Source organism: Streptomyces sp. NPDC002851 (assembly GCF_053591935.1).
Genome location: NZ_JBSFUT010000008.1, coordinates 14,393 through 27,312, shown reverse-complemented (window position 1 = coordinate 27,312; position 12,920 = coordinate 14,393). Strand labels below are relative to the sequence as shown.

Below are 12,920 nucleotides of genomic sequence, written 5' to 3'. Positions count from 1 at the left end.
GGTTCCTTGGGTTCCTTGTCCTGCTACGTCCGGTGGGGAATGGCGGAGAAAGGGGGAGGAGGGGGGCTGGTGGGGGCTATTCCTCCAACTCCCCGCTCCCGCCGGAGAACTGGGCGAGCCGGAAGATCACGAACTCGGCGGGCTTGACCGGCGCGATGCCGATCTCACAGATGACGCGGCCGAGATCGACCGACTCCTGCGGATTGGTCTCCTCGTCGCACTTCACGTAGAAGGCGTCCTCGGGCCGGGAGCCGAACAGGGCTCCGCCGCGCCACTCGTTGACCAGGAACGCGGATACGTTGCGGCGGATACGGGCCCACAGGGCGTGGTCGTTCGGCTCGAAGACCACCCACTGGGTGCCGATGAGGATGGACTCCTCCAGGTAGTTGAAGTAGCGGCGCACGTTCAGATAGCGCCAGGCCGGGTCGGAGGAGATGGTGCGGGCGCCCCAGACGCGGATGCCGCGGCCCGGGAAGGCCCGGATGCAGTTGATGCCGAGCGGGTTGAGCAGGTCCTGCTCGCCGCGGGTGATCTGGATCTCCAGGTCCACCGCTCCGCGTACGACCTCGTTGGCCGGTGCCTTGTGTACGCCGCGCTCGGAGTCGTTGCGCGCCCAGATACCGGCGATATGGCCGCTCGGCGGGACCATGCGGGGCTGTCCGGTGGCCGGGTCGAAGACCTTGATCCAGGGGTAGTACAGGGCCGCGTACTTGGAGTCGTACCCGGCCCTGTGCTGGCGCCACTCGCGGATCTGGCGGGCGTTGAGGCCCGGCGGCGGGTCGATGACGGCGACCCGGTCGCCCATCAGCTCGCAGTGTGCGATCAGGCCCAACTGCACGGCTTTCAGGGCGTCCTGATCGATCGCGCCACGCTGGTAGGCGGCCATCAGGTCGGGCACGGCGACCATGGAGATCTCATCGACGGCTTCCAGACCGCCGAAGCCGGTGCGGTCGGCGGAGTCACCGAGATACTCGGCGGGGCCGGGGTGGGAGCCGGGCTCCGCGTCGGGCACGGCCGGGGCTGGTGCGGGCGCGGGCGGCGTGAGCGTCACGGTCTGGTTGTCGGGCCGTGCGAGCTGAGCGGCGGCGGCCGCCTCCTGCACGACGATGAGCTTGGAGCGCTCCTTGACCTGGGCGACGACGTAATTGCGGCTGCTCTTCTTGGCGCTCACGTTGAAGGTTTCCGCGACCTTGTCGCCGTCCTTCACGATCAGCTTGAAGCGCTCGGCGGGCCCCTCACCGTCCGCGTCGGCGACCTCCACGGACAGGGAGCCCGGCGCCACGGCCCGCACCTGGAAGGAACCGAGCTCCGTCGGCTCGCCGGGCGGGAGTTCGGCCGGCTGGGCGGCGCCGTTCACCTGAGCCCTGGCGTCCGCCTCCGGCCCGCCCGACGTTCCCCCGACACGGACCACGTACGCGGCCGTGCCCCCGTTGTTGAAGAAGCCGTAGACACTGTGTGCGAGGTAGTACCCGTCGGTGAAGTCGCCGAAGGCCGCCACGTACTGGGTCCAATTGGTGACCAGGGTCGGCTCGTTCAGCGGCCCGCTCGGCGCGAGACCGACGAAGGCCGCCACCGACGTACCCACGCCCTCGATGGGGCGCGACCCGCTGGCCACCTCCTCGACGTAGACGCCGGGCGACAGGTAGGACGGCATGCTCGACTCTCCTCCGGTACGCGATGGGACGCCGTCCACCTTCCGGGCCCCGGCCTGCTGGTGGTACGACCTGCCGGACCTGCCCGGAGGCAACTTCCGTGCCCTCAGGGACAGTTCGCCGACCCGGGCCCGGCGCCTTCGCGGAGCCTTCCGGCCGTGCCACGGCCGGTGTGCCCGCACCGTCCGGCGAGCGGCCGTGCACCCGCGGCTGCCCGTACGGACCTTCCCGGCCGCCCTCCGCCTCCGTATGCAGGAAGCCCCCGTATGCCACGAATGCCTCGTAGGCCAGGAATACCGCGCATGCACGAAGCCTCAAGGAGTCCCGCCATGCACGCCAAGGAACAGCCGGAGAAGAAGCCCGCCCCGCACCGCGCGCCGAACCCGCCGCGGCAGACGGCCCCCGTGACGCAGCCCGCCACGGGGGCCACCACGCCGCATGCGGTCGCGGCCCTGCAACGCACCGCCGGGAACGCGGCGGTGGCCCGGATGCTTGAGGGGCATCAGCACGGCGCAGGGTGCGGTCATGACGCCGCGGTGCAGCGGAGTGCCGCCGACGAGGTGGGGTCCGTGGTGCGGTCCGGGGGCAGCCGCCTGGCCCCGTCGTTGCGGCAGGAGATGGAGGACCGCTTCGGGGGCGAGGACTTCTCCGACGTCACCGTGCACACCGGCACCGCCGCCCGGCGTTCGGCCGAGGCCGTCGGAGCCGAGGCGTACACCACCAACACGAGCCACATCGTGTTCCGCAGCACGGTCGACAAGAAGACCCTCGCGCACGAGCTGGAGCACGTCCGGCAGCAGCGCGCGGGTGAGGTGGCCGGCACGGACGACGGCAGCGGCCTCAAGGTCAGTGACCCCTCCGACCAGTTCGAGGTGTCGGCCGAACGCAAGGCGGAGCAGGTGATGCGGGGCGAGGCGGACGTGCGACCCGGCCCGACCGAGGACACCGCCGGAGCGGCGGCACCACGCACGACCTCCCCGACCGCCTCGGTCCAGCGCATGGGTAAGGACAAGAAGAAGAAAAAGAACAACGACGCGACGGGCGAACCCACTGCCGGGCAGTCGTCCGGCCCCGAGAAGAGCGAGTACGAGAGGGTCGTCGAGTTCTTCGACACGCAGAGCGAAGAATTCAAGAACAAGAAGCCGAACGAGAAGGAGGACATCCTTCGGGACATCGGCTTCATGGATGCTATGTCGCTCGACGATGTGGCCAACGACCAAGAAATCCTGGCCGAATTCACCAAGAAGATGGGGCGCGTGCAATACGAGCCAGGCTACGACGAGGAGGGAGCGGGCCGGAGTGACTGGGCGGCTGGCACCGTACTGAAGGCCCATGAGCAGCTGCGCGATGAGTACGACAAGTGGGGCGACGAGACCACGCTCCACCACAAGATTTCCCGCGCCAAGCTGAACTCCATCCTCAAGGCGGCGGAGGCGGCCGGGAGCGAAGCGCGGCCACTCTTGGCGTTCCTGGACGAGGTCAAGGAGGCGATCGGCGTGGGCAAGGCCACGGGAAACAAGAAGGCCCTGGAGAACATGCCCGCCAATCTCGAAATGGGCCCGGCGGCCGACAAGAGGCAGGACGACCCCGGCTCCGGGAGCGACTACAACCGTGACCCGGAGTCGGGCCGGATGACGCCACGGTCCGACGCCCTGGCGGAGGCAGAGACCCTGGCGAGCAGCACCCCGGTCGACTGGGCGGCCGTCGCGGAGAAGCTGCGGGAGGCACAACGCGTGCATCTGAAGCGGTACAAGGGCGCGATTCTGTCCCCGCCCGACTACGACCGGTGGGAGCAGGTCCGCGCCAAGTGGGTCAAGCGCTACTGAGGCCACGGCCACACGAACGGCCCCGACGGTTCACATGACCGCGCAGCACTTGCAGGACTCCGGGTCCGGGTCCGGTCCGAGGGCGACCACGAACGCGTTCTTGTTCGCGATGTACGCCGCGAAGTCCTTGCCGCTGCGGCGGGTGGCGCGGCCGGTGTTGGGGTCGTACATCAGGAAGACGTTCTTGTCGACGACCACGGCGGCCTCCGCGTGCCGGTCGGTGCCGAACCAGATCCGGGTGCCCACCGGCAAGGTGTTCGCGGTAGCGTCGCTGGTCAGGTTCTGGCGCGTGACCTCGTGGCCGCCGAGGTGTGCACGGGCGTGCTCGGTCTGCGCGTCCCGGCCTCCGGCCGAAGCCCACTGCCGCACCGTGTCGGAGGCCCGGATCCGGGCCGCCTCGTCGAGGTCGGCATAGCGCAGGCCGCCCGCGCCGTGCCCGGTAAGCAGCCAGTGGGTCGCCAGGTAGGCGCAGTGCTGCTCAATCTCGATGTAGCCGTCGGGCTCCTGTCCGTACGGGCCGACCCAGTAGTGGCCCTGGAAGTCGCTGTACAGCCACGGGTTGGCACCGGGGTTCGCCGCGATCGACCAGGACGGCTGCGCGGGTTGCTGCCCCGTGTCCTCGGCGGGGGCCCGCTGCATCGGCCCCTCGATGAACCCGGCCGTGGCCGCGTTGCCCGCGGCGCGCTGCAACGCCAGGGCCTGACCGGGCGTCAGTGGGGGGTCGCCGCCTGCCCGGACCGCCCGCTGTACCCGCTGTACGGCCGGGTCTTCCCTGCCGGACCGGATGAGCGGCCCACTGCGGCCCCCTGCCCGGTCGGCCTCACGCTCGCGTCGTGCCCGCATGGCCTCTCCCGCCCTCGGCCCCGATGGTGTCGTCCGGCGTCCTCTCTACGACGCCCGCCAGGCCGTCGGAAGGACCGCAAGGGCAGCCGCGGGCGCCTGCCACGAGAGGCCAAGCGGACTGTGCGGACGGCGAGTCGGGCACCTCCGCGCTCCACCCCCGCACCGGCCGCACGCCGCGCTGCCCAAGAGGTCAGTACACGCTGCGCCTTCGGGCAGCGGACGCTACCCCTCAGCTTGCGACAGGGCAGGGGCCGCCTCCGTAGCGTCGCCGTATGAGCTTGTGGACCTCCCTGGAACCCGCCTCCGCGACCGTCGACCCCGGCAGCAGAACCACCGTGCGGCTGCGCATCCGCAACACCGGTGACGTCGTCGACGAGTACCGCTTCGAACCCGTCGGTGACAGCGCCCCGTGGACGCAAGTGGAGCCGCAGTCTCTGCGCCTGTACCCCGGCACCACCGGGACCGTGGAGCTGACGTTCGCCCCGCCCCGCACCCCGGACGCCGCGGCCGGGCCGCACCCGTACGCCGTCCGCATCACGCCGACCGAGCACCCCGAGGCGGTGACCGTCCCGGAGGGCAACCTCACCGTCACGCCGTTCACGGAAGTACGCGCCGACCTCGTGCCCCCCACCGTGAAGGGCCGATTCCGGGGGCGCCCGAAGCTGGCGGTCGACAATCTCGGCAACACCAAGCTCACCGCCTCCATCAGCGGCAGCGACACCGCCGACGAGCTCTCGTACGAGATCCGGCCGAGCAATGTGCAGATCGAGCCCGGACGCGCCGCCTTCGTGGACGCCACCGTGCGGCCCCGGCAGATCGTGTGGTTCGGGTCCAAGCAGCAACGCCCGTACAAGATGGCCGTGCAGCGCTCCGGCGTGGAGCCGCTCGACGTCGACGGCACCTATGTGCAGCGCGGTGTGCTGCCGCGCTGGCTCGCCACGTTCCTCACCGTCTTCCTGGCCCTGGCCATCACGTTCGTGGTGTTGTGGATCGCGTACAAGCCGCAGGTCCGTACCGCCGCCACGGAGAAGGGCGCGGGCCCCGGCACGAGCATCCAGCCCACGCCCAGCGACGCACCGGCCGAACCCGCCCAGCCCTCCGAGCCGGAGCAGTCCGAGAAACCCGATGACGGGGGAGGTGGCAAGGGCGAAGAGGGCGGTGGGGGTGCCAAGCCGCCGCCGAAGCCTCCACAGAAGAAGGGGCCGGTGCCCGCGCGGAACGTCGTCCTGCACAACCCGGTCACCAAGAAGTGCGCCGACATCCCCGGCTACGAAAAGGGCCAGGACGGCGGTCCCGTACGGCAGTTCAACTGCGACGAGTCGGCCCGCGACAACCAGCGCTGGAACCTGGACGTGAAGCTCCCGAAGCAAGGCCCCGGCGGCAGCGCGCTCTTCCTCATCGTCAACGCGAAGGACGGGCTCTGCATGGACCTGCCCGACTTCGGTGCCCAGCCCGTCCAGACACCGGTGACCCAGGCGCCCTGCAACGGCACCACCGACGACAACCAGCTCTGGTGGGTGGCCAAGCAGGACAACGGCACCTACTGGATCCGCAACTTCGCCAGCAACAACAAGTGCCTGAACGTGGCCGGCCGCGCCACCGGCGGCGACGACGCCAACCTCACGCTCTTCGACTGCTCCAACACCGACGACCAGGGCTGGAAGATCGTCAAGACGCAGGACAGCTGACCGGAAACGGCGGGCCCAGCACCGGGGCCCGCCCCTCACCAGCTGCCCTCACCGGGCACCAGGCGCCCCGCCTTGCGGTACTCGCGGCGGGCGCCTTCAAGGAGGTCGGCCGTGGTCACCGCTGCGTTATGGCCCGCGGCGGCCCTCCCGGCAGCGGCGTACGCGGCGGTGACGACGGCGCTACGGATCGAGCCGCCCGCGAGCTCGAACTCGCGGGCGCACGGCCCGGGATCGGTGCCCTCCGCGCACGGCACCCGCGCGAGGCTGTGCCGCCACAGCGCCAGGCGCTGCTCCGCGTCCGGGAAGGGAAAGTCGACCACCAGGTCGAGGCGGCGCGTGAACGCCTCGTCGATGTTCGCGCGCAGATTGGTGGTGAGCAGCGCGATGCCGTCGAAGGACTCCAGGCGCTGCAGCAGATAGGCGCTCTCCAGGTTGGCATAGCGGTCGTGCGCGTCCTTCACCTCGGAGCGTCTCCCGAAGACGGCGTCGGCCTCGTCGAAGAGCAGCACGGCGTCGGTGCGGTCGGCCTCGGTGAAGATCCGCTCCAGGTTCTTCTCGGTCTCGCCCACGTATTTGTCGACGACCGAGGAGAGCTGCACCACGTAGAGGTCGAGGCCGAGTTCGGCGGCGACGACCTCCGCGGACAGGGTCTTGCCCGTGCCGGACTCGCCCGCGAAGAGCCCGAGGACGCCGCGACCCCGGCCGCCACCGGCGCTGAGCCGCCAGTCACCGAGGACGCGGTGGCGGTGCCGAGCGCGCAGCGCGACTTCCCGCAGCCGGGCCAGGGGCCCGTCCGGCAGCACGAGGTCCGCCCAGCCGACGTCGGGCCGGATGCGGCGCGCGTGCTGTTCCAGGCCGTACGCCGCGGCCTGCTGGCGTGCGGCCAGGCGTACGTGGGCCGCGGTCACCGCGGTGGCGTCGAAGGCGGCGAGCTCGCGTGCGGCCCGCGCGGCCCGCACCAGACGGTCGCCGGAGAGGCGGTACGGGGCGACGGTGGCCGCCAGATCGAAGTCCGGGCGCACGCCGAGCTCGGCCGCCCACGCCTCGGCGGCCCCGTCAGCGGGCCGGGGCGCTTCCAGGACCAGCGGGTCACGCTCGCACCAGCGCGGATCGTACGGCCGAACGCCGGTGAACAGGACGGGCACATCGGCCACGGCGAGCGCCCGGACCAGCGGTCCCGGATCGTCCGGCAGCGGTGACACCACCAGGGCACGGTCCTGCAGCCGGGCTTCGCGGAGCACGTCGTCGTACGGTTCGGTGGTTCCGGAAGCGGCCGGACCGGGCGTGTAGTGCAGGGCGTCCAGACCGGCCGCGCGCAGCGCCGACGCGGCGCAGCTGAGTCCGTCTCCCTCGCGGTGCTCCCGCAGGTAGGCGACGAGCGGCCCGACGGTGAGCCGCTCCGCGAGCCGGTGCGTAACCTGGGCACCGACCATCGTGGTCGCAGCCGACGGCGCCGTCAGCGGGCGCAGCCGCCCGGCGACGCGGACATCCGGAGTGTCGTCGCCGAGGAGATGCCCGACGAGCCGGTCGGGAACGCACAACGAGCGGCTCAGAAAGGGCCGTTCGGGCTCGTCGACCCGGAGCAGCCCGAACGCGGACAGCGGCGCGGCCGGATGGAACGCGGCCCGCCCCCGCGGCCCGTGCGCGGGTAGTCCGCACAGGTCGAGGGCGAGTCCGATACTGGCCCTGCGTCGGCTCACGTCGTCGTTGAGGTAGCCGTACAACGGCTCGAAGGAACGGTCGAGATCGGGTGCGAGGGCGACGAGAAGCAGGTGGACGTCGAGCGCGGTGAGACCGAGGCGCCGCGCGAGCTGCCCGAGCCGGTCGACGCCCTCGTCGGCCACCGCCTCCATGCCCGCGCCCTCGGTGGCCGCCGCGCGGCCCGGCGCCCCGGTGTCGAGGAGGTGCCGTATCGCCGTATCGGAGAGGTACAGGCCCCGCAGCGGATCGGCCGCGGTGGGGTCGGCGGCGCTGCGCCGCTCCACCAGCAGGGCTACGCTTTCGCGGAGTTGGGTCAGGCGGGCGAGCAGGGCGTCGGCGTCGGCCGAGGTCGGCGCGGGCCGGGAGCCGCCTGGGTGTCCGGAGGCGTACGTGGTCATCGCTGCCGTCGCCGCACGGGCGCCGCGGAGCCGCGGGCGGCGGCCCGCCCGGCAGCGGCCCTGCGGGCGGCGGCGACTTGGTGGGGTCGGTGGATCCGCTCCCGCCCCGCCTCCGGGGTGCCGTCGATCCCGCGCACCCGCACCCCCGCGCCCTCCGTGACCGGCGGCCCGGCGTCGTACTCGACAGCCGTCGGGAACGGCGCGGTCACCACCACGTCGAGGGACGGCTTGAGTTCGCCGCCGAGCGCGGACCAGATCTCCGCGAGGGAGCGGGCCTCGGTCTGGACCCCCGCGACGGTCACCGGCACGGAGAGCCCCAACTGGCCCAAGGTGCCCGGAAGTTCCGCTGCCGGTATCACCTCGCGCGGCAGCAGGGTGGCGAGTGCGGCGGAAAGGAGCCGGTGCTCGTCCTGGGGCTTCTTCGTCCAGGCCGTGAGGAGATAGGAGAGCTGGAACCAGCGCGGGGGCTGGCGGCGCTTGAGTATCGCTCCCTGGTCGTCGGCGATGGGCATGGTGCCGCGCTGGCGCCGGTTGACGTCCTCACGGATGTCGTACAGATAGAGGTTCAGGGCCGGGGCGTTGCGTCGTGCCGCCCAGTCGCGGGTGGGTGCCTCGAAGGCGAGGTCGATGCCGGAACCGGTCAGGGTGCCACCGTCGAGCAGTGCCTTGAGGACTTCGTCCACCTCGTGGATCACCGGTTACGCTCCCACGTCTGCTCGGCCCGGTCCCACGTGCCGTGGTGCCGTGAACGGTGCCCGTGCGCCGCGCCGTTGTCGTAGTACGTGCGCCGTGGCCTCGTACTGATCGTGCCCATACCGCCCCGTCCCCACAGGGCACGCCGGGGACGGCACGGGGGCACGCCCCGTTGCCCTGACGGGCGTGCCCCGTGCCCCCATGCGCCGATGCGCCGTGTCCTCGGGTCAGATGTAGCCCTCGCGCAGGGCGTACGCCACGGCGTGCGCGCGGTTGCGTAAGTGCAGGCGGGTGGTCATGCCGTGCATGACGTTCTTGACGGTACGTTCGGAGTACGCGAGCTTGGCCGCGATCTCCGCCGTGTCCAGGCCGTCCGCGACCAGGCGCAGGACGTCGACCTCGCGCGGCACCAGGCCCGTGACGGGAGCGCTGGACTGCTGAGCGGCGGAGCGCTGCATGGTGCCGACCCGGCGCAGGAGCCGACCGAGCAGATCGGCGGGCAGATCGCCCTCGCCCCGCGAGGCCGCGAGCACGGCCTGCAACAGCCGCTGCTCGGTGGCTTCATGACGCCAGACCACCGCACCCACACCGCACTCGATGACCTCAAGGAGTTCGGCCTCACGCAAGTTCCGTACGACCAGGACGACTTGGGCGCCCTCACCGCGAACGAGTCTGCGCAGGCGCGCGAGCGTGCTCTCGTCCGGAGTCTCGTCGATCAGCATGGCCACGGTCCCGGGGACGGCCGTCTCGGTCGCGTCGCGAAGGTCGATCTCCGGATGCGGCCGCAACTGACTGACCGTCCCCGCCCGGGAGATGGGATCCTCTGAATGCACGACCACGGGTACGCGGGGCACGGGCCCCAGACCGCGCCCCGTGCTGCGTAACGGACTGCTCAACCCTTTTTCGCCCAACTCTCTCCCCCAACTCGACGTGCCGAACAGACCTCACGGAAGACAACAACACCGGACACGAGCCGCACCACAAAGGCTCGCACATTCGCATGCGAAAAGAAGAGTGGTTCGTGCAGGCGTTTCCCCTCGTTCACAAACAAACACCCCCGACCCACCGGAAACCGGCCAAGGAAGGAAGCCCCAACTCCCCTGCCCAGCCCCGGAATCCGGCCACGCCACGGCCTGGAGCGGGGGCTACTTTGCGTACAGGAAGCACCGGACAGCGTCGATCCCTTCGTCCGCAACCCAAAAGCCTCCGTGCGGGTGGGGCACGATGCCGGTCAGCTTCTTGGCTCCCCGTACCTGCCAGGTGGCTGCCCCTCAGTGACACCGCGTCGTGGCCTCACGGGCCGGTCCGTCTTCTGTCGCTGCCCATATGACCGTCGCAGGCTTCGGCGACCTCGCGGGCGAGGACCTGCTGACCGGCAAGGGGGTCGACAAACAGGACCCGCTGAACAGGACCCGCTGAACAGGACCCGCCCACCCTCGACGCGCTGAGGGTGGCGGTTCTGCGCCTGCTCAACCGATGGTGACGACACGTGCCCACGACGGCGGGGTGTCCGGCATGTACTCGGGGTTCTTCTCGTCCGCGGCGCCGCCATGGCGCGGGAAGAGACCGACGACCGTGCGGCAGGGCGGCTGCGTGGAGGGCCAGGGTGTCTGGCCGTCCGTCAGGGCGACGATCACGTCCGGACCGGGCCCGGAGCGGAGTGCCCGGGCGAAACCGGAGCGCAGATCCGTTCCCCCGCCGCCGATCAGCTCGATGTTCTCGGCGCGGCAGAGCGGTACGGCGACTCCGGCCGCCGCGTCGCAGGTGACCACCGAGACCAGGTCGCGCCGCCCGCCCACCGCCTGCGAAATGGCCGCCACTTCGAGCAGTGCACTGCCCAGCTCGGCGTCGCTCACCGACCCGGAGGTGTCGATCACGACGCAGACCCGGGGCGGGGTACGGCGCAGGCCCGGCAGAAGCACTCCGGGGGTGGCGGCCCGACCGCCGGGACGGACGCCGGTAGCTGTGGCTCTCGCCCACCCCTGACGCACCCACCGCCGAGCGGATGGCCGCCCCCAGCAACTGCCGCCACGGCTGCGGCGGATGGAACGCTTCGTCCGCCCATCGGCGCCACCCCTCCGGAGCGTCGCCCGGCCGGGCTTTGATCCCCTCGGCGACCCGGAAACGCACCGCGTCCCGCTGCTGCCTGGTCAGCCCGTGGGCCCCGGCGGGCCCCAGCTCCCACGGCCGTTCCTGTCCGTCGGCACCGCTGCCGCAGTCCAGCCAGGCCAGGTCGGCGGTGAGCCCGGACATCGACGCCCTCCGCAGGTACTCCTCCATCAGCAGCCCGTCGGGCAGCCGCAGCAGCGACGGGCGCACCGCCCCGGTGGGCCGAGGCAGGCCGTCGCCGTAGATGTCGTCGTTGATCTCGAAGTCGGCGGCGATGTTCCGCCGCAGCCGCTCGCCCGGCCCGTGCTCCTCGTTCTCCCGCGCGTAGCGCTCGCTCCGCCCGTGGTGATCGCGCAGCAGATGAGAGACCTCGTGCACCCAGACGCCCGCCAGCTCCTCCACGGGGACGCGCGCCACGAAGCCGGGGGAGACGTAGCAGCGCCAGTGCGCGTCGACCGCCATCGTCGGCACGGACCGGTCCTCCACCACATGCAGCGCGAAGAGCGCGGCGGCCAGGTAGGGGCGCACCTGCACCGCGTGCAGCCGGGCGGCGAGCAACTTGTCCCAGTCCAGCGGGAGTCCGGGCCCGCCGGCCGGGTCGCCGGAACCGACCGGCGGCTTCGGGAGAGTGGCCCGCACCGGGCGCGGCGCCGGGGGCGGGGGCATCGGGCGCGGCAGCGGCCGCTTCGTGACCCCCGTCATCGGCGCGCCCCCTGCGTGTGCCCGCCCGGGGTCCGCGCCACCGACCGGTCCGCCCGCTGGGCGATGCCGATGACCCCGGCCAGCCGTTCCACCGCCTCCGGCACCTCCCAGTCGTCGCGCCGCAGCGCGGCCAGTGCCGTGGCGGGGGCGACCAGCAGATCGGGGGCTCCGGTCTCCAGGGCACGGACCAGCACGGCCCAGCCTGCCTCCCAGCGCTCCCGCTGCGGCCGCGCCCCGACGGCGGCCACCACCGCCTCCAGCGCGGCCTGACGCAGATCGCCCCGCATGGGCAGCTCGGCGGCGGCCGGATCAGCCAGCAGCGACTCCGGGTCCGGCAGGTCCATCCGGTCCAGATGGGCAAGGAGTTCGAGCCCCGGCCCGTCGCCCACCGCGCCCCGTACCAGCAGCGCAAGGACCTCACGGGAGACAGAGGCCGCCGTGCCGAAGGCCAGCAGGGTCAACGCGGCCTCCCAGCTCCGCGGCGAGGGCCAGGCGCCCCCGCGCCGCGTCTCGGTGCTGGGCAGCCGGTGGATCAGCGTGGGCCGGGCTTTGAGGAAGCCGCAGACCGCGCGCCGGGCGAGAGCCACCGCCTCCGGCAGCCGCTCAGGTTCCAGGCGAGGCAGCTCGGCCCGGGGCCAGACCCCGCCAAGCCCCCGCACCACCACGTCGCGGTCGTGCACCCAGTGCAGATGCACGAACCGGTTGGCCAGCGGCGGGCTCAGCTCCCACCCGTCCGCCGCCGACGCGCGCGGGTTGGCGGCGGCCACGATCCGTACCCCCGGCGGCAGTTGCAGGGCACCGACCCTCCGCTCAAGGACGACCCGGAGCAGCGCGGCCTGAACGGCCGGGGTGGCGGTGGAGAGTTCGTCCAGGAAGAGCAGGCCCCGCCCGGCTCGTACGAGCTCCACGGCCCACTGCGGCGGGGCCATCGGCACGCCCTGCACCGCCGGGTCGTCACCCACGATGGGCAGCCCGGAGAAGTCGGTCGGCTCGTGGACGCTGGCGATCACGGTCGTCAGCGGCAGATCGAGGGAGTCGGCGAGCTGCGTCAGGGCCGCGGTCTTGCCGATGCCCGGCTCACCCCAGAGCAGCACGGGCAGGTCGGCCGCGACGGCCAGGGTGAGCGCTTCGAGCTGGTCGTCGGGGCGCGGTTCGGTGGTGGTCGTCCGCAGCAGTGCCAGGAGGTCGTCGGCGAGGGCGAGTTGAGTGCTGGTTCCGAGGGGGGCGACGGGCAGAAGGGCGCTGGAAGTCATGGGCATCACCTGGGTGGGAGAAGGGAACAGGGCGGGGACAGCTCGTCCCGGATGT

At 72.0% G+C, this 12,920-nt stretch carries 8 protein-coding genes and 1 pseudogene; 2 read left to right on the top strand and 7 right to left on the bottom strand.

What is annotated here, in order from left to right:
- Nucleotides 1-76 precede the first annotated feature (76 nt).
- Nucleotides 77-1,654 carry a phage tail sheath family protein gene (locus ACWD10_RS11030; RefSeq protein ID WP_451089321.1) on the bottom strand — a complete coding sequence of 526 codons (1,578 nt, stop codon included), beginning with the start codon at nucleotides 1,652-1,654 and terminating at the stop codon, nucleotides 77-79.
- A gap of 327 nt (nucleotides 1,655-1,981) precedes the next feature.
- Here ACWD10_RS11030 and ACWD10_RS11025 point away from each other — a divergent pair, with 327 nt between their 5' ends.
- Nucleotides 1,982-3,478, top strand: a complete 1,497-nt coding sequence (locus tag ACWD10_RS11025; RefSeq protein ID WP_451089319.1) for an eCIS core domain-containing protein — start codon at nucleotides 1,982-1,984, stop codon at nucleotides 3,476-3,478.
- A 30-nt stretch (nucleotides 3,479-3,508) separates the two neighbouring features.
- On the opposite strand, the gene ACWD10_RS11020 is transcribed toward ACWD10_RS11025, so the two are convergent.
- On the bottom strand, nucleotides 3,509-4,321 hold the full coding sequence (locus tag ACWD10_RS11020; RefSeq protein ID WP_451089317.1) for a hypothetical protein: 813 nt from the start codon (nucleotides 4,319-4,321) through the stop codon (nucleotides 3,509-3,511).
- Between the two features lie 272 nt (nucleotides 4,322-4,593).
- Here ACWD10_RS11020 and ACWD10_RS11015 point away from each other — a divergent pair, with 272 nt between their 5' ends.
- The gene (locus ACWD10_RS11015; RefSeq protein WP_451089315.1) at nucleotides 4,594-6,009 is read left to right on the top strand and encodes an RICIN domain-containing protein; all 1,416 of its coding nucleotides are present in this window, start codon (nucleotides 4,594-4,596) and stop codon (nucleotides 6,007-6,009) included.
- A 35-nt stretch (nucleotides 6,010-6,044) separates the two neighbouring features.
- Here the strand turns inward: ACWD10_RS11015 and ACWD10_RS11010 are convergent, their stop codons facing one another.
- The 5 genes and pseudogenes from ACWD10_RS11010 to ACWD10_RS10990 all read right to left on the bottom strand — a co-directional run bounded on the left by ACWD10_RS11010 (nucleotide 6,045) and on the right by ACWD10_RS10990 (nucleotide 12,865).
- A complete protein-coding gene (locus tag ACWD10_RS11010) occupies nucleotides 6,045-8,108 on the bottom strand; it encodes an ATP-binding protein (protein WP_451089313.1) in 2,064 nt (687 codons plus the stop codon).
- The gene (locus ACWD10_RS11005; protein WP_451089311.1) at nucleotides 8,105-8,803 is read right to left on the bottom strand and encodes a DUF4255 domain-containing protein; all 699 of its coding nucleotides are present in this window, start codon (nucleotides 8,801-8,803) and stop codon (nucleotides 8,105-8,107) included. The genes ACWD10_RS11010 and ACWD10_RS11005 overlap by 4 nt, the downstream gene beginning before the upstream one ends.
- Nucleotides 8,804-9,028: 225 nt before the next feature.
- Entirely contained in the window at nucleotides 9,029-9,697 is a 669-nt protein-coding gene (locus ACWD10_RS11000) for a helix-turn-helix transcriptional regulator (RefSeq protein ID WP_451089309.1), read from the bottom strand.
- A gap of 573 nt (nucleotides 9,698-10,270) precedes the next feature.
- Nucleotides 10,271-11,576, bottom strand: a pseudogene (locus tag ACWD10_RS10995) (vWA domain-containing protein).
- Between the two features lie 32 nt (nucleotides 11,577-11,608).
- Entirely contained in the window at nucleotides 11,609-12,865 is a 1,257-nt protein-coding gene (locus ACWD10_RS10990; protein ID WP_451089307.1) for an AAA family ATPase, read from the bottom strand.
- Nucleotides 12,866-12,920 lie beyond the last annotated feature (55 nt).